Consider the following 23,087-nt stretch of genomic DNA (forward strand, 5'->3'; position numbering starts at 1 on the left):
CGACCAGGATCGCCCCGTCGATTCCGTGATCGACGGGGCTCGGCCCTGGGCCACTCCCGAAAGTCAGTTGAACGACGGGATGACGTCGGAGCCGTAGGTGTCGATGGTCGCTTCCCGGGCGTCGTGCATGTTGTAAAGGGCGAACTGGTCCACGCCGAGATCCCGCAGGGCGCGGAGCTTCTCGATGTGGGCCTCGGCGGGGCCCAGCAGGCAGAAGCGGTCGACGATCTCGTCGGGGACGAAGTCGGCGGACGGGTTCCCGGCGCGGCCGTGGTGGCTGTAGTCGTAGCCCTGGCGGGACTTGACGTACTCGGTGAGTTCGTCCGGGACCATCGAGGAGTGCTCGCCGTAGCGGGAGACGAGGTCGGCGACGTGGTTGCCGACCATCCCGCCGAACCAGCGGCACTGGTCGCGGGCGTGGGCCAGAGCCTGCGCCGAGTCGTCGGCCGTGACGTACGCCGGGGCTGCCACGCAGATGGTGATCGAGCCGGGATCGCGGCCGGCCTCCACAGCAGCCTGACGGACCGCCTTGACCATCCACTCGGTGAGGTAGAGGTCGGCGAGCTGGAGGATGAACCCGTCAGCCTTCTGTCCGGCCAGGGCCAGCGCCTTGGGTCCGTACGCCGCCATCCACACGGGCAGCTTTCCCTCCCGGATCCACGGGATCCGGATCGGATTGCCGTCCACGAGCGCCTCCCGGCCCTCCGCCAGGTCCCGGATGACCTCGATGGCCTCCCCCAGCCGGGCCAGGGTGTTGGGCGCGCGCCCGGCGACCCGCATCGCCGAGTCGCCGCGCCCGATCCCGCAGACCGTGCGGTTGCCGTACATGTCGTTCAGCGTCGCGAAGGTGGAGGCGGTGACCTCCCAGGTACGAGTGCCCGGGTTGGTCACCATCGGCCCGACGTGCATGCGCTGGGTGTTGGCCAGGATCTGGCTGTAGATGACGAACGGCTCCTGCCACAGCACGGCGGAGTCGAAGGTCCAGCCGTAGCGGAAGCCGTTGCGCTCGGCGCGCTTCATGAGGCTCACGACCTGGGAGGCCGGCGGGTCGGTTTGCAGGACGAGGCCGAAGTCCATGCATGGCTCCTTGCTGCTGCTGTGTGCGGGCGTGCGGCTTACAGGTACTGGCAGGTGGAGCGGGGGATGAAGGCCCCGTGGCCGGCCCGTCCGGTGAACTCCCGCCGGTCGATGACGAGTTCGCCCCGGGACAGGACCGTGTCGACGCGTCCGGTGATCCGCTTGCCCTCGTACGCCGAGTAGTCCACGTTCATGTGGTGCGTCTCGGCGGAGATGACCTGCTCGGCGTGCGGATCGTAGAGGACGATGTCGGCGTCGGAGCCCGGCGCGATGGTGCCCTTCTGCGGGTAGAGGCCGAACATCCGGGCCGGGGTCGCGCACGCGATCTCGATCCAGCGGCGGCGGCTGATGTGCCCGTCCAGGACGGCCTGGTGGAGGAGGTCCATGCGGTTCTCCACCCCCGGCAGCCCGTTCGGGATCTTCGAGAAGTCGCCCCGGCCCAGCTCCTTCTGGCCCCGGAAGCAGAAGGGGCAGTGGTCGGTGGAGACCACCTGGAGGTCGTTGGTACGGAGCCCCCGCCACAGTGCCGCCTGGTGCTCGCGGGGGCGCAGCGGCGTGGAGCAGACGTACTTCGCGCCCTGGAAGTCGGGCTCTTCGAGGTTGTCGGTGGACAGGAAGAGGTACTGCGGGCAGGTCTCACCGAAGACGGGGAGACCCTTGTCGCGGGCGGCCGCCAGCTCCGCGACCGCTTCCTCCGCCGAGACGTGCACGACATAGAGGGGGGAGCCGGCGACCCGGGCGAGCTGGATGGCGCGGTGGGTCGCCTCCGCTTCGAGGAGGACCTTGCGGACCTCTCCGTGGTGGCGGGGGTCCGTCTCCCCGCGCGCCAGGGCCTGTTCGACGAGCACGTCGATCGCGATGCCGTTCTCGGCGTGCATCATGATCAGCCCGCCGTTGCCCGACGCCCGCTGCATCGCGCGCAGGATCTGGCCGTCGTCGCTGTAGAAGACCCCGGGGTAGGCCATGAACAGCTTGAAGGAGGTGACCCCCTCCCCCACCAGGTGGTCCATCTCCTTCAGGGTCCGCTCGTTGACGTCCGAGAGGATCATGTGGAAGGCGTAGTCGACGGCGCATTGGCCGTCGGCCTTGGCGTACCAGGTGTCGAGGCCCTCGCGCAGGGCGTGCCCGGGTGTCTGGACGGCGAAGTCCACGATGGTGGTGGTGCCGCCCCAGGCGGCGGCCCGGGTGCCGGTCTCGAAGGTGTCGGAGGCGGCGGTGCCGCCGAAGGGCAGCTCCATGTGGGTGTGGGCGTCGACCCCGCCGGGGATGACGTACTTCCCGCTCGCGTCGATCGTCCGGTCGGCCGTCCAGGTCCCGGCGGCCGCCGTGCCGTGTGCCGCGAGGGCGGCGACCCGGCCGTCCTCGATCAGCACGTCGGCGTGGAGCTCGTCGGATGCGGTGATGACGAGCCCGCCGCGGATGAGGGTGCGGATGCTCATGTACGTCTCCCCCGGTGCTAGTCGATGCTTCTGAGGGCCTCGGCGAGGATCTCGGCGCCCTCTTCCGCCTCTGCGACGGTGAGGGAGAGCGGCGGCGCGATGCGCAGCACGCTGGTGTTGTGGCCGCCGCCCTTGCCGAGCAGCAGGCCGCCGGCCCGGGCGGCCTCCAGTACGGCGGCGGCCGCGTCCGGGTCGGCCTGGTCGGTGCCGGGCTTCGTCAGCTCCAGGCCGGCCATCAGGCCCCGGCCGCGCACCTCCCGTACGGCGGGCACGGTCGCGGCGACGGCCCGCAGCCGCTCCAGCAGCAGGCCGCCGACGCGGCGGGCGTTGCCCTGGAGGTCGTGTTCGAGGAGGTAGGCGAGGTTGGCCACGCCCGCCGCCATGGTGACCGGTGAACCGCCGAAGGTGGAGATGGAGTTGGAATCGAGGCAGTTCATCACCTCGGCGCGGGCCACGACTCCGCCGATGGACATGCCGTTGCCGATGCCCTTGGCGAAGGTGATGATGTCCGGCGGGCCGTTCTGGGCGTGGGCCTGCCAGCCCCAGAAGTGCTCGCCGGTACGGCCCCAGCCGGTCTGCACCTCGTCGCTGATCCAGAGGATGCCGTGCCGGTCGAGGACCTTGCGGAAGGATCCGTAGAGCCCGTCGGGCGGTGAGGTGAACCCGCCGACTCCCTGCACCGGTTCGGCGATGAGCGCGGCGACCCCGCCGCGCGCCTGGCCGAGCACGTCCTCCAGGTCGGCGACGGCCGCGGCGGTGAAGGCGGTGTCGTCGAGGTGGGCGAAGGGGCCGCGGGTGCGGACCGCGCCGTGGACGTAGTACGTCTGGAGCGGCGAGAGGCTGGTCGGGGACCAGCCGCGGTTGCCGGTGATCGAGACGGTGGAGAAGGACCGGCCGTGATAGCTGTTGCGCATCGCCAGGATCTGGTTGGAGCGGCGGTACGTCGTCGCGAGCAGCAGGGCGGTGTCGTTGGCCTCGGTGCCGGAGGTGGTGAAGAAGACCCGGGCGTCGGGGATGCCGGACAACGCCGAGACCCGCTCGGCCAGTTCGATCATCGGGCGGTTGAGGTACAGGGTGGAGGAGTGGATGATCCGCCCGGCCTGTTCGGCGACGGCCTTGGTGACCTCGGGCAGGGCGTGGGCGGTCATCGTGGTGAGGATGCCGCCGAAGAAGTCGAGGTAGCGGTTGCCGTCCGCGTCCCAGACGTGGCGGCCCTCGCCGTGGGTGAGTTCGATGGGGCGGTCGTAGTAGAGCGCGAGCCAGTCGGGCAGGACGGAGCGGTGCCGGCTGTGCAGGGGGATCGGGTTGGTCACGGCTGTACGAGTCCTCCGTAGGCGTCGGGGCGGCGGTCGCGGTAGAAGGCCCACTGGTCGCGGACCTCCTTGATGAGGTCGAAGTCGAGGTCGCGGACGAGGAGTTCCTCCTCCTTGTCGCTGGCGACCTCCCCGACGAACTGGCCGCGCGGGTCGACGAAGTAGCTGGTGCCGTAGAAGTCGTTGTCGCCGTACTCCTCCTGGCCGACGCGGTTGATGGCGGCGACGAAGTACTCGTTGGCCACGGCGGAGGCGGGCTGCTCCAGCTGCCACAGGTACCCGGAGAGTCCGCGGGAGGTGGCGGAGGGGTTGTAGACCAACTGGGCTCCGGCGAGGCCGAGTTCGCGCCAGCCCTCGGGGAAGTGCCGGTCGTAGCAGATGTAGACGCCGACCTTGCCGACGGCGGTGTCGAAGACCGGGAAGCCGAGGTTGCCCGGGCGGAAGTAGTACTTCTCCCAGAAGCCCCTGACCTGGGGGATGTGGTGCTTGCGGTACTTGCCGAGGTAGCTGCCGTCGGCGTCGATGACCGCGGCGGTGTTGTAGTAGAAGCCCTCGGACTCCAGCTCGAAGACCGGTACGACGATGACCATGCCGGTCTCGCGGGCGAGGGCCTGCATCCGCCGGACGGTGGGGCCGTCGGGGACGGCCTCGGCCCAGCGGTAGTGCTCGGGCTCCTGGACCTGGCAGAAGTAGGGGGCGTTGAAGACTTCCTGGAAGCCGATGATCTGCGCACCCTGGGCGGCGGCCCGGCGGGCGTGCTCCTCGTGTTTGGCGATCATCGACTCGGTGTCTCCGGTCCAGGTGGCCTGGACGAGTGCGGCGCGGACGACTTGGGCCATGAGCTGCTCCTCGCGACGGGTACGCCGGCTTCTACGCACGTAGAGGGTGTACGACGGCTGCGCGTAGGGAGTTGAAGGTAGGCCTCGGCCAGGCCCGGGGCAAGACCGCGTTGCGCGGTTGGAGTAGTGGATCAGCAAACGCAGGAGTTACGCCGATACGTGGTCGTTTCCGATCATCCGACGGGCAGATTCGCGACTCGAAGGGCGTGCAACAGGTCACGGTGATGAGCCCCCGAGAGGGCTTCGGCGGCGCGGAGCAGCCGGGGCGCGAACCACCGGGGGTCGCGGCGGGCGAGCCGGGCCGACTCCTCAGCGGTGCGGACCCGGACGAAGGCGGCGAGCAGGGCGTCGGCCTCCGGGGTGTGCCCGGCCTCCCCGAGGACGAGGGCGATCTCGGCGATCTCGGCGGCCGGGCGGGCCGCGCCCTGGCGCAGCAGGGCGTCGCGGTCGGCCGGCCCGAGCACGGCGGCGACCGCGGCGAACCGGGCGGGCGGCAGCGAGGCCGCCTCCCAGATCAGGGTGGCCCAGTCCGCGGCCAGCCCGGCCCGCGCCAGCTCCTCCCCCAGCAGCACCAGCCGCTCGGCGGACCCGGCGGCGGCCTCACAGAGCAACGCATGCGCCTCCCCACTGCGCCCTTGCCCCCGCAGCGCCACGAGCCCCTCCACGAACCCCCCGCCCACCTGGGCAGGCACCCCGTACGGGGCCCCGCCGGGGGCGGAGCCGGCCCACTGGGCGGAGTCGGCCTGCGGGCCGCTGCCGGAGGCGGAACCGGCCCACTGGGCGGAGTTGGGCTGCGGGCCACCGCCGGGACTGGAGCCGGCCCACCGCCCGGCAGCGGCCTGCGGGCCACCACCAGAGGCTGAGCCAGCCCACGGGGCGGAGTCAGTCTGTGGTCCGACGGCGCGGGCCTGGGTCGGCCAGGGGGTGGGCTCGTCCTGCGGGTGGGGGCGGAGCCCCGGGTCGGAGGCCCTGGCGGGTCCGGGGGTCTGTCCCATGCTCCAGGCCGGGGCGCCGGGCCTGCGGCCGCCCTGGCCGGTAGCGGCGGACTGTTGCCCTTGGTCCGGCACTTCGGAGCCCGCGCGGGCGGGCTGGTGCGGGGCTCCGTGAGCCCGGCCGGCATGTCCGGACCCGTCTGCCGAAGCGTCCTGCGCCGGCCCCGGATTCCCCGCCGGAGCGGGATCTGCCGCCCCGCGGGCGGGCCGCCCGAAGCGGGCGCCGCGCAGCGGCGTGGCGGACGCCGGGTGCCCCGGGGGCACGGCGGCGGCCCGGGCTTCCGGTGCCGCCGCGCCCGCGTACCGGGCCCCGCCGCTCCGCCGCGCACCGCGCAGCCACCGCCCCTCGGCCCGCCCGACGGGCTCCCCCGCCGCTTCCGGCGTCGGGGCCGATTCCGATGCCGGGGCCGATGCCCGACCCGGTGTCGCGTCCGGCGCCGCACCCGGCATCCGGCTCGATCCAACGCCCGACGCCCAATCCGGCGCCCCGCCCCGCGCATCCCCGGGCCCACCGGCCCACGCCGCATCCGGGGGCCCCGCCTGGGGGCCGCCCCGCATGCCCTCCCGTGGGCCCGGCCACGCCGTGGCGGGCGTTGCGCCCGGGGACGTCGCCGCGCGCTGTGCGGGTACGGCGTTCAGGGGGTCCGGCTGCTGCGACGGCGACGGGTGTCCGGGGCGGTCGGGTCCCGGGGTCACCGCTTGCAGGCGGGTCGTCAGGTCCTCGTGGCGGGCCGCCGCGCGGGCGGCGTCGTCGCGGGTCCAGGAGAGTTCCCGGGACAGGGCCTCCGCCTCCGCCGGGTCCGCCGATTCCGCGAGCCGCGCCGACAGCACGCGCAGGGCCGCCCGGGCCCGGGCCTGCTGCTCGGCGGCCGATGCGAGCAGCGTGCGCAGTTCCTCCGCCCCGCCCGGCAGCCGGTCCCAGACCCCGACCGCGGCGGCCCGCAGACCGGCCGCGTACTGCGTCTCCCGGGCGATCGCCACCGGGCCCGTCGTGGCGGCCAAGTCACCCAGCAGCGACTCCAGCACGTCCCACGGAGGCATCGCGGCCCCGTCCAGACAGGCCCGCATCCCCTCCGGGTCCCGCCGCAGGAACTCCCCGTACCAGCCCGTCCCGGGATCCAGTCGCTGCGTCAATCCCCGCATGTATCCGGAGAGTTGGCCGATCACCTGCGAAATCGCGGTCTCCATCCCCGCATTGGACCCCACGGGTGTTACGGGCGGGCTACAGGAGTCTCAAAGCTTGACGGCGGGCGGGGCAAGCGTCTCTGACCAGTTTGGTGATCCCGTGTCAGACATGGCGTCTGATTCCGGGATGTTCCCACCGTGGAGGGGTGGCGTGGGCATGGAGGTGGAATCCCGCGCCCAGCGCCGCTCCTCGTGGCCGGTATCGGCTGGTGGTGGGTGTGCTGATCGTCGTCACGTCCTGGTGCCGGTGGGCTGCGCGGGGCAGCCGTCTCCGGTCCGTGTGAGCGTGTCCCTCCGGACGCTGGCCTGCCGGGCCCGAAGGCCCGACGGGGGAGGGTGTCCGGCGTCGCCTGGGCGTCGGACGTGTGTGCTTGTGCCGGGTGGGCCCGGTCTTGGACCGGTCCCGGCTGGTCTTCGGCACGGTCGGCGTGATGACCGCGCCGGCTTCGAGGGTGTCGACGACCGCGCGGATGGCCAAGGGCGCCTGTGTGCGGTCTGTGACGGTCTTCGACTGGTGGGCGAGTCCGCGTGCTGCGATGCGCTGCCAGGCTCCCTGGTCGCGGTCTCCCTGCCAGCCGCAGTCGGGATTCTGGCAGATAGCCCATTTCCAGCCGGGCGTGGTGGGCCGGTCGGGGGCTTTGCAGTGCCGTAGCGGCGTGAGGCATTGGGGGCACTGCTTGGAGGTGTCGCGTGCCGGGACGGTGACCACGGCGATACCCGTCTCGGCGGCAACGTGCCGCATCCGCTCCACGATCCGCCCGCGTACCTGCTGGGAGAGCCGGGTGTTCATGGTTCGTCCCATGCCGTGGGCTTCCATCGAGCGGAGGTCCTCGACAAATATGACAGTTGCCCCGGCCGTGATCGCCTGGTCCACCGCCCACCGGGCGGCCGCCCACGCCAATGCGTCATTCAGGTTGGACCGGCGCGCGGAGACGTGCGCGGAGACGTGCGCGATCCCGTCGCTCACAAGAGTGTGCTTGGCGGCCAGCGGGTGTCGCTCGTCTCCGGTGGTGAGCAGCTTGTAGTGACCGGCCTTGGCGTGCAAGTACTCGCCCTGCCGTCGCAGCCGGTGCTGTTTCGCGAGGACTCCGCCCGTCCGGAACATTCCTCCGGCCCCGAGGGCGGTGATCCGCCCGTCCTCGTGCAGCCGGACGGCCCCGGCGGACAGCAGGGTGTTCAGGCCCCAGTCCACACCGAGCGCCACCGTGTGCCCACTGCGGGCCGCCTTCGGCACCGCGTGGGTGTAGGCGAGATCTGCGCGGACACGCCCCTGGTACGGGCGCAGCGTGGGCAGATGCAGCACCGCGCCCGCCGGAACCGTCGCCGGCAACGTGAGGGGGCAGGACACCCACGTCCAGTCCCGGTAGGAACGCGGATCCGGGCGGGTGGGAAGCTGCACACGCAACAGCGCACGGCCCGGCTCGGTCCCGTGACGTTCGATGGTGGCCTGCTGCCCGTCGCACGCCGACAGCAGCAGCACCCGCGCTGCCGTGGGCGCGACCTCCATCTCGAACAGATCGACGGGCATCCGGTCGTGCTTCCTGGTGAACGCGGCGATCTGGCGGGTGCGGGAGGTGATGACGCTGGACGGCAGATCCCGGCCCCCCGGCACCACCTCACGCACCGCGCCCCACTCCTCGGGCGTACGCCTGCCGGGATCGACGGGCCACACCTTCAGTACCCCGGTGGTCAGGTCTGCGCGCCACTTCGCCGACCGCAGCAAGCGTCCGGCCTGCTCCTGCGCCATCCGGACGATCCGGTCATTGACCCGAATACCTTCGGGCGGCGAGCCGCTCCAGCCCAGACGACGCAGAGCCATCCACGCGTTCAACGGCAGTTTCCTGCCCCCGCCGTCCTCCCCGGAGGCCAGCACATCCACATCGGCGGGCTTCCACCGGTCGGCCAGCAGCCCGGCGACCAGGGCTGCCACCAAGTCGGTTGCCCAGCCGACCCGCTCCGCCAGCACGGAGACCGCCAACAGCTCACCGGTGCCCTCGTCCACACCCGTCCGCAACACACCACGGGCACAAGCAATCCGGGCGGACTGACCCACGGCGAGCGACACCTTGCGACTCAACGCCCACCTCCGCTGCCACCAGTGCTGTCATCCGATCAACGACACCACCCGCGAAAGGTCGCCCATTCGACCAACGAACCCACATCCGGCACCCCACACCGCACGGACGCCACGGCAAGAACACCACACGATCACTACGGATCCCCAGGAACTACGTGAGCCTGACCGCGATCGCGGTGTGAGGCCGCCCGCGCCGGACGATGGCGGCCGGCACGTCGAGCATCCAGAACTGCCACGTGTACTTGCGCAGCATGAGCTTGCGCACCCGCTTCAGCCCCGCCTCGTCCAGCAGCCGCGCCTCGCCCTCGGACACCGCGGCCCCGGCGGCCACCTGCCCGCGTACGTCGCAGGCCACGACGGTGACCCGCCCGTCGTTGCGGATCCGCTTCACCTTCCACGCGTCGTTGCGCGTCCACACGTACAGCTCGTCGCCGTCCGCCACCGCCCACACCGGCGTGGCCACCGCCGTGCCGTCCTTGCGGAAGGTGGTGAGACTGACGTACCTCGCCCTGCCCAGCTCCACGATCGTCATGCGCCCGACCCTACGCGGGCCGGTCAACGGGAGGTGACGGCCCGCTCCAGCAGGCTCCGCAGCACGTCCTGCTCCTCCGGGGCCAGCCCGGAGACCGGCGAATCCACGGAGAGGAGGTCGAGGAGCCGGGCGCGCAGGGCGGCGCCCTCGGGCGTGAGGACGAGCTGCTTGGCGCGGCGGTCGGTGGGGTGCGGGTGCCGCTCGATCAGGTGCTGCTTCTCCAGCTTGTCGACGACGAAGGTGGCGTTGGAGGGCTCGCAGCTCATGCGCTCGGCGAGGTCCCGCATGGTCATCGGCCCGCTCATCTCGCGCAGCGCGGTGGCCTGGGACGCGGTGAGGCCCAGGGTGGCGGCGCGCTCCCGCACGTGCTCGGCGATCCGGTGGGCCAGCCCGTCCACCAGCCCGCACAGCTGCCGCTCGGCGATGGCCTGGCGCTCGGGAGGTGTCGTCATGGGGCCAGTTTAACAAGTCCCTCAAGCCAGAATATTTACAGCTTGAATGATTCAAACTTGATGCTTATGGTTGGCCCCACCGCCCCGGCAGACCGGTCGGAGGCGGCCTGACGACCCTTCACACAGGAGCTCTCATGCCCGATTTGACGACGACGCGCGACGAACGACTGCACCGGCCCGCGGAAATCCGCTCACTGTGGCTGGGCGACACGAAGGTCTCCTACGTGCCGGACGGCGACGTACGGCTCCGGCCGCTGCCGCTGCTCCCGGACACCACCGACGAGGTGTGGGCCGCCCACCCTGAGTACCTGGACGCCACGGGGCACCTCGTGGCGGGCGTCGGCGGCCTGCTGGTGGAGCACGGCGGACGGGCGCTGCTGATCGACGCGGGCTTCGGTCCGCAGACGCTCCGCGTCCCGGACGGCCCCCTCGGCGTGATCCACGGAGGCGCGCTCCCCGGCAGCCTGGCCGCACTCGGCCGCGCCCCCGAGGACATCGAGGCGGTGGCCTTCACCCACCTCCACTCCGACCACATCGGCTGGGCCGTCCACCCGTCCCCCGAGGACGAGTTGCCCCTCTTCCCCCGCGCCGAGTTCCTGATCGCCGAGCCCGAGTGGGACCGGCTCGACCTGCTGGCGGCCGAGGGCACCACCGAGCGGGTCGCCGCCCTCGCGCCGCGCGTGCGCACGCTCACGGACGGCCAGGAGGTCTTCCCGGGCGTGCACGTGCGGATCACCCCCGGCCACACCGTCGGGCACGCCGAGTACGTCATCACCGGGGGCGGCCGGCGCCTGATCGCCTTCGGCGACGCCGTGCACTCGCCGATCCAGATCGATCACCCGGACTGGTCCTCGGCCTTCGACCACGATCTCGCCCGGACCGCCGTCCACCGCCGCCGGCTCGTGGCCGAGCTGGCGGAGCCGGACACCATCGGATTCGGCATCCACTTCGCCGACGTGGTGTTCGGGCACGTCCGGCAGGGCGGGGACGGCCCGGCCTGGCACCCCGTGGACGCCTGACCCGAGAAACGACCGCGCCCCCGGCCGCGCCACGAGCCGCCCCCGGCCGCACCTCAGGCGACCGGTGCCGCCTCCCCGTGGGTGAGGGTCTCCCACGCCACGAACAGATCGTCCGTCCCGGCCGGCCGCGTCTTCTCGACCAGCTCGCGGGTGTACGGGAGTTTGGCCCCCGTCCGCACCGCGTAGTGCTGGAACGCGACTTCCAGGTCGGGCCCCATCGTGCGCTCCAGCTTGCCGCCGCACAGCCACCCGGGGGCCTCTTCGCCCAGCTGGTACTTGGAGTGGAACTCCAGTGCCGCCCGGAGCCGCTCGCCCTGCTCCCCGTACAGGTCCACGCCCTGGTGCCAGGCCGTCTCCGCGATGTGCGCGGACGCCGCGAGCGCGTAGCCCACGTGCATGAGGTTGCGGCAGGTCTCCTGGGCGACGCCGTCGACGTAGGTCCCCTGGCCGAACCAGTACGCCGCGACCTTGTCCGGCGAGTCGATGGCGGTGCGCGGCGGAGCCAGCGGGTGCGCGCCGTCCCGCTTGAGGTAGAAGTACGCCGGGACGCGCTCCCGGAACCGCTCCAGCGACTCCTCGAAGACGGCCCGGTCCTCCAGGAAGACGGAGATGCCCAGGGCGGCGTCGGTCATGGCCAGCTCCCAGTTGCCGTTGTACGCCGGCACCTGCGCGCGGACGGCCGGGAGGTAGGCGGTGCGCAGCATCTCCTTGAAGCGGGCGACCCGTTCCTCCCCCCACGCCGGGTGGTCGGCGTGGATGATCTCGGCGGCGCGCGCCCAGGTGGAGCCGGACCAGGCGGCCTGGAGGCCGGCGTTGTCCTCGGCGTGGCGCTTCATCACGGCCGACCAGCCGTCCATGATCTGCACGGCCTTGCGGGCGTGGGAGGTCTTGCCGTTCACCGACCACAGCAGGGCGTGGGTGTAGGCGGCGATCGCGTCCTGGCGTTCGTCCAGGCAGGACTGCGGCCCCGAGTTGAAGGGGCAGGGCACCACGTCGGCCGGGTGCGCCCGGTAGTCGAGGGAGGCGTAGCGGCTCTTCAGGAGCGCCCGGTACGCCGAGTTCCACGGCTCCTTGCCGGCGGCGACCATCTGCTTCGCGTGCTGGAGCCGGGTGTGGCTGACGACGACGCCCGGGTGGCGGAAGACCACGTCGCCCGGGTCCTTGGCGTGGGCCCGGCCCTCGGGCGCGGCGCATGCCGCGAGGAGCAGGCCGCCCGCGAGGAGGGCGCCCACGAGTCCGAGGCCGAGTCGCTTGGATGTGGATGCGTTCATGTCTGACACGCCTTCACGCTTCCCCCGCGCCCCGGCCCTCCCACCGCCGATTGGGCCGTTCGGCCCGTGGGCCCGCCCTAACGGCACGCCGAAGGGCGGGCCCGGCGGCCGAACGGCCGCGGCCCGCCCGCTCCCCCGGACCTCACACGGGCACGAGGGCGCAGCGCCGCATCACTTCGTCCAGGGAGAGCCCGAGGGCCTCCGCCAGGGCGGCGACGGTGAAGAAGGCCGGGGTCGGGGCCCGGCCGGTCTCGATCTTGCGGAGGGTTTCGGCGGAGAGTCCGGCGCTGGCGGCGACCTCGACCATGCTGCGGCCACCGCGGGCCGTGCGCAACAGGGCGCCGAGCCGCTCGCCGCGCTCGCGCTCTTCGGGGGTGAGGGGGGTACGGACCATGCCCTCATGCTACCCCGGAACCCAATAAGTATCCCGTTACAGTTATACCGGTATAGTTATTGGCATGATGGAACTGAAGACAGACCAATCGATCGACCGGATGCGCACCGCGGGCCGCGTCGTCGCGCACGCCCTCGCCGCCGTCCGGGACCGGGCCGCCGTCGGGGTGTCCCTGCTGGAGCTCGACCTGGCCGCGCGCGAGGTGCTCCGCGAGGCCGGCGCGAGCTCCCCCTTCCTCGGCTACCGGCCGCGGTTCGCCCCGGTCCCCTTCCCCGCCGTCGTCTGCGCCTCCGTCAACGACGCGATCGTGCACGGCATCCCCGACGGCTACCGACTGCGCGACGGCGACCTGGTCAGCATCGACTGCGGCGCGAAACTGGGCGGCTGGGTCGGCGACGCGGCCGTCAGCTTCACCGTGGGCCGGGCCCGCCCCGAGGACCTGCGGCTCATCGAGACAGCCGAGGCCGCCCTCGCGGCGGGCATCGCCGCCGCCCGGCCCGGCAACCGCATCGGTGACATCGCCCACGCCATCGGCACGGTCGGCCGCGCCGCCGGGTACGGCATCCCCGACGGCTTCGGCGGCCACGGCATCGGACGCTCCATGCACGAGGAGCCGGGCGTGCCCAACGAGGGCCCGGCGGGGCAGGGTACGAAGCTGCGCGCCGGCATGGTGATCGCGATCGAGCCGATGCTCATCGCGGGCGGTACGGACGACTACGCCTGCGACGCGGACGGCTGGACCCTGCGGACCGTCGACGGCAGCCGCGCCGCACACGCCGAGCACACGGTCGCGATCACCACCGCCGGCCCGAGGATCCTCACCGCCCTCTAGGCCCTACGGCGCCCCTACGGCGTCCCCTGCGGGTGCACCACCATCGCCGAGCCTCCGCCCCGCCGGGTCGTCTCGGCCGCGGCCAGCCACCGCCCGTCGGGCAGCCGCTGGACCCCGGTGGCCGCGCCGATCTCCGGGTTCTGCCGGAAACCCTGTCCGAGGGCCTCCAGGTCGGCCCGCACCGGGCTGTTCCACAGGCCCGGCTCCAGCTCGGTGGTGGTCTGGTTGCGCTGGCTGGCCCGCGGCGCGGCGATGGCCTCGACCAGCGGCAGCCCGCGGTCCAGGTGCCCGGTCAGGGTCTGGAGCACCGTGGTGATGATGGTCGCCCCGCCCGGGGAGCCCAGCGCCAGCACCGGGCGTCCGTGCTCCAGCACGATGGTCGGGGACATCGACGAGCGCGGCCGCTTGCCGGGACCCGGCAGGTTGGGGTCCGGGACGCCGGGCGCCGCCGGGGCGAAGGAGAAGTCGGTCAGCTCGTTGTTGAGCAGGAAACCGCGCCCCGGGACGGTGATGGCGCTGCCGCCGGTCGACTCGATGGTCAGCGTGTAGGAGACCACGTTGCCCCAGCGGTCGGCGACGGTCAGGTGCGTGGTGTTCTCCCCCTCGTACGTGGTCGGGGCGGCCTGCCCGGAGCCGCCGCAGGCGACCGGGTGCCGGGGATCCCCCGGAGCCAGCGGGCTCGTCAGCGCCTTGGCCGGGTCGATGAGGCAGCCGCGCGTGTCCGCGTAACCCTGCGAGAGCAGCTCCTTCGTGGGCACGTCCTCGGCGGCCGGGTCACCGACCCAGCGGCCGCGGTCGGCGAAGGAGATCCGGGAGGACTCGATGAAGCGGTGCAGGTACTGGGCTTCGGTGAGCGCGCCGAGGTCGGTGCGCTCCAGGATGTTCAGCGCCTCGCCGACGGTGGTGCCGCCGGAGGAGGACGGGGCCATGCTGTACACGTCCAGGCCGCGGTAGCCGACCCTGGTCGGGTCCTGCCGCTTGGTCGCGTACGCGCGCAGGTCCCTGGTGGTCAGGTCGCCGGAGCGGACCACGCGGGTGGCTGCCGGGTCCACCGGGGGCGTGCGCACGGCCCGGACGATGTCCTCGGCCAGCGGGCCCCGGTAGAGCGCGCCCGCACCCTTGCGCCGCAGCTCCGCGTACGTGGCCGCCAGGTCGGGGTTCTTGAAGGTGGAGCCGACCACGGGAAGGTCGCCGCCGGGGAGGAAGAGCTTGCTCGTGTCGGGGAAGTCCCGGAAGCGGGCCTGGTTCAGCTCGGTCTGGGCCCGGAAGGTGGAGTCCACGGTGAAGCCCTCGCGGGCCAGCTTCTCGGCGGGCTTGAGGAGTTGGCCCAGCGAACGGGTGCCCCAGGACTCCAGCGCGCTCTGCCAGGTCGCCGGGGTGCCGGGGACTCCGACGCCGCGGCCGCTGGTCTGGCCCTCGGCGAAGGGGATGGGCAGGCCGTTCTCCTGGAACAGCCCGGCGGTGGCCGTCGCCGGGGCGGTCTCGCGGCCGTCGATGGTGCGCACCCGGCCGGAGCGGGCGTCGTAGTACACGAAGTAGCCGCCCCCGCCGATGCCGGCGGAGTACGGCTCGGTGACCCCGAGCGCGGCGGCCGTCGCGACGGCGGCGTCCACGGCGTTGCCGCCCGAGCGCAGGACGGCGATGCCGATCGCGCTGGCGTCCGCGTCGACGCTGGCGACGGCCCCGCCGTAGCCGGCGGCGACCGGGACCTTGGGCGGGGCGGGGCTCCGCGACGACGGGGCACCGGCCCCGGTCGAGACGAGCGCCCCGGCGAGCGCGATGAGCGCTAAGTGACGTGCGGCGGGACCGCGCATTCGGTTCCTCCAGTCGGCTGCCTGTCAGACCTTGGAGCGGCAGCGTAACTTCCGCGCACCCACCGCGTCATGAAGGCGGTGTGACGGCTACGATCCGCCGCATGAATGAGGACGTCCGCAACATCGTGCTCGGGGTGATTGCCACTGCGTTCAGCGGCGGGTTCGGCTGGTTCACCCGGACCTATCTGTGGCGCCGAGCCCTGCGCCGCAAGCAGGCCTTCTTCGGGCTGCCGACCGGATCGGACTGCCTGTTCGTGGTCAACCGGCAGATGGGCGGCACCGATTCCTCCCTGCACCGCAACGACGCCTTCGCGCTGCTGGAGATATCCGCCCTGATCAAGGACTGCGGGGCGAACGTGCAGATCGTCACCCACGACGGAGCCCGCCAGGGCTTCGGCGAGCGGGCCGAGTTCTGCGTGGGCGGCCCCTCCTCCAACGCCCGCACGACGGCCCATCTGGCCTCCATGCTTCCCGGGGTGCGGATCATCGTCTCGAGCGAGCCCGTACCGGACCGCGGGGCCATCACCGTCGGCGGGGAGACCTACCGCTGGGAGAAGGGCCTCGTCGAGCACGTACTGCTGGCGCGGCTGACGACCGGGCGGGGGTCCCGGCCGGTGTTCCTGCTGTGCGGGCAGACGGCCATCAGCAATCAGGCCGCGGCCCGCTACCTGGCCCGGTACCACCGGAACCTGGCCGACTCCTACAAGGACGACTCCTTCTGCATCCTGCTCAAGGTGATCAACTCCGATGCCTACGGCCCCGATGTGACGGAGCTGGTCGCCGATGTCACCCGGCCGGCCCGGACACCCGCAGCGGCAGCCGTGTGATCCCGTTGATGAAGTTCGACACCAACCGGCGCGGCGGGCCCGTCAGTTCCGGTGCCGGCATGGCGGCGATCCACTCCTCGTAGAGGACGCGGAGCTGGAGCCGGGCGAAATGTGCGCCCAGGCACACGTGCGGGCCGTCGCCGAAGGAGACGTGCGGGTTCGGCGCGCGGCCGAGGTCGAGGCGGTCCGGGTCGGTGAAGACGCGCTCGTCGTGGTTGGCCGAGGCGTGGAAGACCACCACCTTGTCGCCGGCCCGGATCCGCTGCCCGGCGAGCTCGGTGTCGGCGGCGGCGGTGCGGCGGAAGCTCAGCACCGGCGGGTGGACGCGCAGGAGTTCCTCGACGGCCCGGTCCAACGGGGCCCGGCCTCCGGCGAGTCCGGCGTAGGCGTCCGGATCGCGGGCCAGGGCGAGCAGGCCGCCGGGCGCGGCGCTGCGCACGGTGTCGTTGCCCGCGACGGTGAGCAGGAAGAAGAACATCTCCAGCTCCGCGTCCTCCAGCCCGGCGAGCGCGAGGGTGGTCATCACGTCGTCGCCGGGGTGAGCCCTTTTGTGCGCGGCCAGTTCGCGGGCGTACGCGAACATCTCCCCCAGCAGCGCCGGCGAGCGCGGGTTCAGCGGCTTGCCGTCCGGGCCGAGCAGCGGAGCCGGCGCGTCCTCGGGGTCCTGGTACCCGATGATCCGTACGGTCCACTCCAGCAGGAGCCCCCGGTCGGCGGCCGGGACGCCCAGCAGGTCGGTGAGGTTCAGCAGCGCGTACGTGTCGGTGACGGTGCGCACCAGGTCGGCGGCCCCGTCCTCGGCGCCGTCCCGGGCGGCGCGCAGCAGCGTACGGGCCCGGCCCCGGACCCGGGCGGCGAAGGCGTCGACGCGGGCCGGGGTGAAGGCGCGGGCCACGGTCCGGCGCAGGGTCCCGTGCTCGGGGGGATCCTGGTTGAGCATGGTGCGGCGCAGGAAGGGCAGGTCGGCCGGGTCGGGGTCGCGGATCTGGGTGGCGCCCAGGTGCGAGGAGTACGTGCGGTGGTCGCGCAGGACCCGGACCACGTCGGCGTGCCGGGTGACGGCCCAGAACCCGGGACCGGCGGGCCAGCCGAGCACCTCGGGCTCCCCCTGCCAGGCCACCGGGTGCCGGTCGCGCAGCAGCCGGTAGCGGTCGTACGGGACGCCTTCGCCGTAGAGCCGCGGGTCGAAGACGTCGGGGGCCGTTCCTTGGTCCATGCGCACACGGTGGCGGGCACCGGCCCGGCCCGCAAGGGGCCCCGCGGGGTGGCGGGCCCGCGTCGGCCGGGGCTCAGTCCTCCGGTCTGACCTCGCACACGGCGCTCTGCTCCTTGCCGTCGGAGCCGATGAGGAGGATCTCGGGGGCCGGCCTGACGCCCACCGCCGCGAGGGCCGTGCACGCCAGTTGGCGGCGGGCCGGTTCGGACAGCGGCTCGACCGGGAGGGGCAGGACCACGCGGAGGGTCTTGTCGTCGACGGCGACCTTGACCGGTCCGCGGGCCGCGCCCCTGGCCTTGGGATCGGGAGAGTCGGCGCCCGGAACCGGGATCTCGGTGGTCAGACCGGCCTCCCGCGCAACCTCGCTCGGCCCCTCCAGCAGTATCCCGAGGGTGAACCCGACGTCCGGCCGCTGCACCCGGTCGCTGACCGGGAGCGGAACGAGCGCACCGTCGGGTGCGATGAAGTACAGCAGGCCGGGGTCCGGCGCGGTGGCCAGTTTCACGGTCCCGGCGCGGCCGCTCTCGACGACTCCGGTGGTGGCGATGCCGCAGCCGGTGGCGAGCAGCAGCGGGACGGTCAGCGCGGCCGCGGTCACGGCCCTGCGCACGCGGCTCATGCGCGGGCCTCCAGCGGCATGTCGAGGGTGAAGAGCGCGCCGCCGCCGGGGCCGTTGGCCGCGTGCAGGGTGCCGCCGTGCAGGCGGACGTTCTCCAGCGTGATGGCCAGGCCCAGGCCGCTGCCCGTGGAGCGGGTGCGGGCGGCGTCGGCCTTGAAGAAGCGGTCGAAGATGTGCGGCAGCACCTCGGGGGCGATGCCGGGCCCGCTGTCGGCGACCTCGACGAGCAGCCGCTCGCCTTCGGGCCCGGTCTCGGTGCGGACGCCCACGCGGACCGGGGCCCCGCCGTGTTTGAGGGCGTTGCCCACGAGGTTGGCGAGGACCACGTCGAAGCGGCGCGGGTCGAGCCGGGCACGGACGTCGGGGGGCAGGTCGGTGCTGACCCGCCCGTCGGTCCAGTGGCGGCGTTCCAGGGTCTTGGTGACGGTCTCGGCGACGTCGACCTCGTCGAGGTTGAGCTCGGCGGCGCGGGCGTCGAAGCGGGAGATCTCCATGAGGTCTTCGACGAGCACGGCGAGTTTCCCCGTCTCGGCACTGATCAGGCGCAGCGCCTTGGCGGTGTCGGCGTCGAGGTCCTCGGCTCCCTCGTCGAGGACCTCGGTGACGGCGAGCATCCCGGCGAGCGGGGTGCGCAGTTCGTGGGAGACGTCGGCGGCGAAGCGGCGGGCACGGGCTTCGGCCTCCCGGAGTTCGCTGACCGACTGTTCGAGTGCGCGGGCCGTCTCGTTGAAGGTGCGGGCGAGTCCGGCGAGTTCGTCGGAGCCGCGCACCTCGATCCGGGTGTCGAGCCGGCCGCGTCCGAGCCGCTGGGCGGCCTTGCGCATGTCCCGTACGGGCCGCAGGACGCTGCGCGCCGCGAGCAGGGCCGGGATCAGGGCGATCGCGAGACCAGGCACGGCGCCCGTTCGGGCGGCGGTGACCAGGGCCTGCACGGTGGTCTGCTCGGTGTCCAGGGGCAGGACCGCGTAGAAGACCGCGCCGGTGCTCTCGTACACCTCGTCGTACTTGAAGACGGCGGGCATGCCGACGACGAGGGACAGGTTGCCGTTGCGGTCCTGCGTGCGCTGGAAGGCCCCGTGCGGGTGGGCGGTCACCTGGCTGCGGAGCTGTCCGGTGATGGAGGGCGAGGTGGTATCGCCGCCCGGGTTGGAGGTCGCGCGGAGCTTTCCGTACTCCCCGTAGACGATCCAGGGGTGCGGCTGGCCGCGCTTGCCCAGTTCCCCCACGAGCCGCTGGAGCTCCGGCTGTCCCATGGGCAGTTGGGTGTACTGGGAGTCGACCAGGTCGCGCAGGGTGCTGACGGCGGTGTCCTGGCTCTGCTTGAGGATCGCGTTGCGGGCCTGCTGGTAGGTGAGCGCGGCCGTGCTCACCGCGCAGATGGCGGCGACCAGCAGGAAGGCGGCGATCAGCCGGGTGCGCAGGCCCAGGGGTGCGAAACGTCTCATGCGGGCCGCTTACAGCGGGCCGAAGCGGTAGCCGAAGCCGCGCACGGTCTGGATGTAGCGGGGGGCGGCGTCGGGGTCCTCGATCTTGTGGCGCAGGCGGCGCACGCAGGCGTCCACCAGCCGGGCGTCGGCGTGGTAGCTGTGCTCCCACACGTATTCGAGGAGCTGCTGGCGGGAGAAGACCTGCTCGGGCGAGGCCGACAGGTGCAGCAGGAGCTTGATCTCGCTGGGGGCCAGGGGGACGCGCTCGCCGTTCTTGGCGACGGTGAGCCCGGCGCGGTCGACGGCCAGTTCGCCGTGGAACTCCACGTCGGGGCGGCCGCCCGCGGGCTCGCTGAGGCGGCGCAGCACGGCCTTGATGCGGGCTTCGATGACCTCGGTGCGGGCGGGTTTGACGATGTAGTCGTCGGCGCCGGCTTCCAGGCCGACGACTATGTCGAAGTCGTCCCCGCGCGCGGTGAGCATGATGATCGGGACCTGGCTGGTCTCGCGGATCCGGCGGCACACCTGGACGCCGTTGATGCCGGGCAGCATGAGGTCGAGCAGGACGAGCTCGGGGTGGAAGCTCGCCATGAGGCCGAGTCCGGCCTCGCCGGTCTCGGCGGCGCTCACGTCGTGGCCCCTGCGGCGCAGGCCGAGGCCCACGCCCTCCCTGATGGAAGGGTCGTCCTCGATCAGCAGTACGCGTGGCATCGGGTCAGTATTCCAGGGTCGTCGAGCGGTCCCCTCCCCCCTTCGGCCGATATCGGTGCGATCGGAAGCGGGGACGACCTAACGGCCGGTCTTGCGGCGTACGGAGTCCAGCAGGTCGGTGATCTCCGTGAGCCGCAGGGGGCGGGCGAGGAGTACGACGCCGAGGACGATCACCGCGGTTCCCGCCGCGACCCCGGCGAAGTTCCCGAGGGGCCCGGACAGGTTCCCGAACCGGTCGACGGAGCGCGCGGCCGCGTACCCGGCGGCGCCCGCCGGGGCGCAGGCGGCGAGGAGCCGCAGGTGGGTGCGTACCGCGGTGCTCCGGCGTTCCGTCCGGGTCCCCGTGCGCGGGCCGAGGCGCCGGGACAGGACGTACGCGGTGACGGCCGCGCCCGCGGTGAAGGCGATCGAGCAGGCCGCGGCCATGCCGGTGACGGCCCAGCGCGGCGGCAGCAGGAGGTACGCGGCGGCCGAGAGCCCGGCGTTGAGGGCGGCGATGGTGAGGTTGAGGAAGAAGGGGGTCCGGGTGTCGGACAGGGCGTAGAAGCCGCGGGAGAGCACGTACTGCGCGGAGTAGGCGATCAGGCCGGGTGCGAAGGCCGCGAGCATGCCGGCCATGACGGCGACGTCGGCGGGGCCGGTGCGTCCGTACTCGAAGACGCTGCCGGTCACCCAGGGGGCGAGGGCCGCGAAGAGCGCGGCGGCGGGGACGATCAGGGCCGCGCTGGAGCGCAGCGCGTAGGAGACGTCCTTGCGTACGGCCCCGAGGTCGCCGTCGGTGGCCGCGGAGCTCATCCGGGGCATGAGGGCGGTGACGAGGGAGACGGTGATGATGCCCTGCGGGACCATCCACAGCAGGTAGGCGTTGCTGTAGGCGGTGTATCCGGCGCCGCCGGCGAGGCCCTCGGCGACGGCGTGCTCGCCGGTGGCGGTGGAGAGCCGGGTCACGACCCAGTACGCGATCTGGTTGGTCAGGACGAGCAGGACGAGCCAGCCCGCGTTGCGCAGCGGGCGGGCCAGTCCGCTGCCGCGCCAGTCGAAGCGGGGGCGCCAGCGGAAGCGGGCGGCGCGCAGCGAGGGGATCAGGCCGAGGGCCTGGACGACGATGCCGGCGGTGGTGCCGATGCCCAGGAGCCGGGTGTCGGCGGCGCTCAGGCCGTCGCCGGCGCCGTGGGAGACGGCGAGGAAGAGTCCGAAGACGGCGATGACGACGAGGTTGTTGAGGACCGGGGTCCACATCATGGCGCCGAACCGGCCGCGGGCGTTGAGCACCTGCCCGAGCAGCGTGAACAGCCCGTAGAACAGGATCTGCGGGAGGCAGTACCGGGCCAGGGCCACGGTGACGGACTCCTGGCCGCCGCTGTAGCCGGTGTACGCCGAGACGATGAGCGGGGCTGCCAGGACGGCGGCGGCGGTGAGGACCAGCAGCGCGGCCGTGCAGACGGTGAGCAGCCGGTCGGTGTAGGCGGCGCCGCCGTCCTCGTGCTCCTTGGCGGCGCGGACCAGCTCGGGGACGAAGACGGCGTTGAGGGCGCCGCCGATGAGCAGGATGTACAGGATGTTCGGGACGGTGTTGGCGACCGCGTAGCCGTCGCCGAGCAGGGTGGTGCCGAGGGCGGCGACGATCACGGCGGAGCGGACGAAGCCGGTGGCGCGGGAGACGACCGAGCCGGCGGCCATGAGCGCGCCGCTGCGCAGCACCGAGGTCTTCTTCGGTGCCGCGCGGTCGGTGCGGTCCTGTGTCGCGGGCTCTGCCGCGGCCTCTGCGGCCTCGGCCGCTCTGGGGTCTGCGAGGGTCACCGGCGGGCCATGTACGCCTGGAACGCCTTGTAGAGGGCCGTGTTGGCGTATCCGTCCATGGAGGTCTCCCACTCGCCGAGGGTTTCGACGACCTGTCCGCCGGTGCCGAGCTTCCAGCGCAGCAGCCCGAAGGAACGTTCGTCGGGGTCGAGGGTGGAGGGTACCCCGCGCATGTCGTATTCGTCCGCTCCGAGTGCATGTGCGTCACACATCATGCGCCACTGCAGGGCGTTGCTGGGGCGGACCTCGCGGCGGTGGTCGGCGGAGGCGCCGGTCTGGTACCAGACCCGGCTGCCGGCCACGATCATGGTGTGCGCGGCGAGGATCTCACCCTGGTGAACGCCCAGGTAGAGGCGCATGCGGCCGGGTTCTTCGGCGTTCAGGGCCTCGTACTGCTGCTGGTAGTACGCGAGCGAGCGGCCGAGCCGGAAGCCGTCGCGCTCCTCGGTGATGCGCAACAGCCGGTAGAACTCGGGCAGCTCGGCGGCCGTGCCGACGACCGTCTCGACCCCCGCCTTCGTGGCCTTGCGCACATTGCGCCGCCACTCCTGGTTCAGGCCCGACCACAGGTCGTCGCGGGTGCGCCCGGCGAGCGGGACGCGGAAGACGTGGCGGGGCTGGGCGTCGCCGTCGTCCTCGCCTCCGCAGCGCTTCCAGCCGCGGGTGCGCAGCCGGTCGGCGAGCGCGGCGCCGATCGGGTCCACCTCGGTGGCGAGCACGTCGGAGATCTGCCGGCCCGGGCCGGTGCCCGCCTTGGCGGTGGCCGCGTCCCAGCGGCGGTAGGCGGGGGTGGGCCCGATGCGGACGGCGAAGGCGCCGGAGGCCTTGAGGTGGTTCTTGAGGGGGGTCAGCCAGCGGTCGATGTCGGGGTCCGCCCAGTCGGCGACGGGCCCTTCGGGGAGGTAGGCGAAGTATTTGCGGGTGCCCGGGAATTGACGGTAGAGAACGAGCCCGGCTCCTTCTATTTCACCGCCGGGATAGTGCCATCCGACCTTTTCCGACCGCCAAAGGTCCTTTACCGCACCCCAGGACGGGTACTGGAGAAAGCTGGCCCGTCCGTGCCGTGAAAGGAATCCCCGATATTCCGCTTCGGACAGCGGGCGCACGGTGAGCTCCCTGCCCCGGCTTCGGGTCTGGTCCTGCTGGGTGGGGGTCACGAGCAGTGCGCACACGGCAGATCGGCCTTCCTGTCCGTCCGGATCGGTGGATGCACAGGACTCTCACAGGTGTCCATGACCGCCGTGCGCGGCG

The 23,087-nt window shown here is 72.6% G+C and carries 20 protein-coding genes; 3 read left to right on the forward strand and 17 right to left on the reverse strand.

Features of this window, described 5'->3' with window-relative positions; all coding sequences use genetic code 11:
- Positions 1-63 precede the first annotated feature (63 nt).
- The 8 genes from ACFRU2_RS09995 to ACFRU2_RS10030 form a co-directional block, all read right to left on the reverse strand.
- Positions 64-1,077, reverse strand: a complete 1,014-nt coding sequence (locus tag ACFRU2_RS09995) for a TIGR03842 family LLM class F420-dependent oxidoreductase (protein ID WP_382970068.1) — start codon at positions 1,075-1,077, stop codon at positions 64-66.
- Positions 1,078-1,115: 38 nt separating this feature from the next.
- Positions 1,116-2,516, reverse strand: coding sequence for a dihydropyrimidinase (hydA, locus tag ACFRU2_RS10000; protein WP_382970071.1), 1,401 nt, complete (start codon positions 2,514-2,516; stop codon positions 1,116-1,118).
- A gap of 17 nt (positions 2,517-2,533) precedes the next feature.
- Positions 2,534-3,829 carry an aspartate aminotransferase family protein gene (locus ACFRU2_RS10005; RefSeq protein ID WP_382970074.1) on the reverse strand — a complete coding sequence of 432 codons (1,296 nt, stop codon included), beginning with the start codon at positions 3,827-3,829 and terminating at the stop codon, positions 2,534-2,536.
- Positions 3,826-4,668: a nitrilase-related carbon-nitrogen hydrolase gene (locus ACFRU2_RS10010; RefSeq protein ID WP_382970077.1), complete on the reverse strand. Its 843-nt coding sequence runs from the start codon at positions 4,666-4,668 to the stop codon at positions 3,826-3,828. The genes ACFRU2_RS10005 and ACFRU2_RS10010 overlap by 4 nt, the downstream gene beginning before the upstream one ends.
- A 173-nt stretch (positions 4,669-4,841) precedes the next feature.
- Positions 4,842-6,848, reverse strand: coding sequence for a hypothetical protein (locus ACFRU2_RS10015; RefSeq protein WP_382970079.1), 2,007 nt, complete (start codon positions 6,846-6,848; stop codon positions 4,842-4,844).
- A 100-nt stretch (positions 6,849-6,948) separates the two neighbouring features.
- Entirely contained in the window at positions 6,949-8,847 is a 1,899-nt protein-coding gene (locus ACFRU2_RS10020) for a zinc ribbon domain-containing protein (protein WP_382970082.1), read from the reverse strand.
- Positions 8,848-9,073: 226 nt separating this feature from the next.
- Positions 9,074-9,454: a PPOX class F420-dependent oxidoreductase gene (locus ACFRU2_RS10025; RefSeq protein ID WP_382970084.1), complete on the reverse strand. Its 381-nt coding sequence runs from the start codon at positions 9,452-9,454 to the stop codon at positions 9,074-9,076.
- Between the two features lie 23 nt (positions 9,455-9,477).
- Entirely contained in the window at positions 9,478-9,906 is a 429-nt protein-coding gene (locus ACFRU2_RS10030; RefSeq protein ID WP_382970087.1) for a MarR family winged helix-turn-helix transcriptional regulator, read from the reverse strand.
- A 134-nt stretch (positions 9,907-10,040) separates the two neighbouring features.
- Between ACFRU2_RS10030 and ACFRU2_RS10035 the strand changes: the two genes are divergently transcribed.
- A complete protein-coding gene (locus ACFRU2_RS10035) occupies positions 10,041-10,925 on the forward strand; it encodes an MBL fold metallo-hydrolase (protein WP_382970090.1) in 885 nt (294 codons plus the stop codon).
- Between the two features lie 53 nt (positions 10,926-10,978).
- On the opposite strand, the gene ACFRU2_RS10040 is transcribed toward ACFRU2_RS10035, so the two are convergent.
- A complete protein-coding gene (locus tag ACFRU2_RS10040; RefSeq protein WP_382970093.1) occupies positions 10,979-12,196 on the reverse strand; it encodes an alginate lyase family protein in 1,218 nt (405 codons plus the stop codon).
- 142 nt (positions 12,197-12,338) lie between these two features.
- Positions 12,339-12,590: a helix-turn-helix domain-containing protein gene (locus ACFRU2_RS10045; protein ID WP_382970096.1), complete on the reverse strand. Its 252-nt coding sequence runs from the start codon at positions 12,588-12,590 to the stop codon at positions 12,339-12,341.
- A gap of 64 nt (positions 12,591-12,654) precedes the next feature.
- Here ACFRU2_RS10045 and map point away from each other — a divergent pair, with 64 nt between their 5' ends.
- Positions 12,655-13,422 carry a type I methionyl aminopeptidase gene (map, locus tag ACFRU2_RS10050; RefSeq protein WP_382970099.1) on the forward strand — a complete coding sequence of 256 codons (768 nt, stop codon included), beginning with the start codon at positions 12,655-12,657 and terminating at the stop codon, positions 13,420-13,422.
- A 14-nt stretch (positions 13,423-13,436) separates the two neighbouring features.
- Here the strand turns inward: map and ggt are convergent, their stop codons facing one another.
- Positions 13,437-15,236: a gamma-glutamyltransferase gene (gene ggt, locus ACFRU2_RS10055; RefSeq protein ID WP_382970102.1), complete on the reverse strand. Its 1,800-nt coding sequence runs from the start codon at positions 15,234-15,236 to the stop codon at positions 13,437-13,439.
- Between the two features lie 101 nt (positions 15,237-15,337).
- On the opposite strand from ggt, the gene ACFRU2_RS10060 reads away from it, so the two are divergent.
- Complete coding sequence (locus ACFRU2_RS10060) at positions 15,338-16,063, forward strand: hypothetical protein (protein WP_382970105.1); 726 nt, start codon at positions 15,338-15,340, stop codon at positions 16,061-16,063.
- On the opposite strand, the gene ACFRU2_RS10065 is transcribed toward ACFRU2_RS10060, so the two are convergent.
- The 6 genes from ACFRU2_RS10065 to ACFRU2_RS10090 all read right to left on the reverse strand — a co-directional run bounded on the left by ACFRU2_RS10065 (position 16,023) and on the right by ACFRU2_RS10090 (position 23,008).
- Positions 16,023-17,279 (reverse strand): cytochrome P450, encoded by a 1,257-nt coding sequence (locus ACFRU2_RS10065; RefSeq protein ID WP_382970108.1) that lies wholly within the window; start codon positions 17,277-17,279, stop codon positions 16,023-16,025. The genes ACFRU2_RS10060 and ACFRU2_RS10065 overlap by 41 nt on opposite strands.
- A gap of 73 nt (positions 17,280-17,352) precedes the next feature.
- Positions 17,353-17,898, reverse strand: a complete 546-nt coding sequence (locus ACFRU2_RS10070) for a hypothetical protein (RefSeq protein WP_382970111.1) — start codon at positions 17,896-17,898, stop codon at positions 17,353-17,355.
- Positions 17,895-19,343: an ATP-binding protein gene (locus ACFRU2_RS10075; RefSeq protein ID WP_382970113.1), complete on the reverse strand. Its 1,449-nt coding sequence runs from the start codon at positions 19,341-19,343 to the stop codon at positions 17,895-17,897. The genes ACFRU2_RS10070 and ACFRU2_RS10075 overlap by 4 nt, the downstream gene beginning before the upstream one ends.
- A gap of 9 nt (positions 19,344-19,352) precedes the next feature.
- Positions 19,353-20,036, reverse strand: a complete 684-nt coding sequence (locus ACFRU2_RS10080; protein ID WP_382970116.1) for a response regulator — start codon at positions 20,034-20,036, stop codon at positions 19,353-19,355.
- A gap of 78 nt (positions 20,037-20,114) precedes the next feature.
- A complete protein-coding gene (murJ, locus tag ACFRU2_RS10085; RefSeq protein ID WP_382970119.1) occupies positions 20,115-21,836 on the reverse strand; it encodes a murein biosynthesis integral membrane protein MurJ in 1,722 nt (573 codons plus the stop codon).
- Entirely contained in the window at positions 21,833-23,008 is a 1,176-nt protein-coding gene (locus ACFRU2_RS10090) for a lipid II:glycine glycyltransferase FemX (protein WP_382970122.1), read from the reverse strand. Before ACFRU2_RS10090 ends, murJ begins: the two co-directional genes overlap by 4 nt.
- Between the last annotated feature and the right edge of the window lie 79 nt (positions 23,009-23,087).

The organism is Streptomyces sp. NPDC056883 (assembly GCF_042788835.1).
GTDB lineage: Bacteria > Actinomycetota > Actinomycetes > Streptomycetales > Streptomycetaceae > Streptomyces > Streptomyces stoeckheimensis.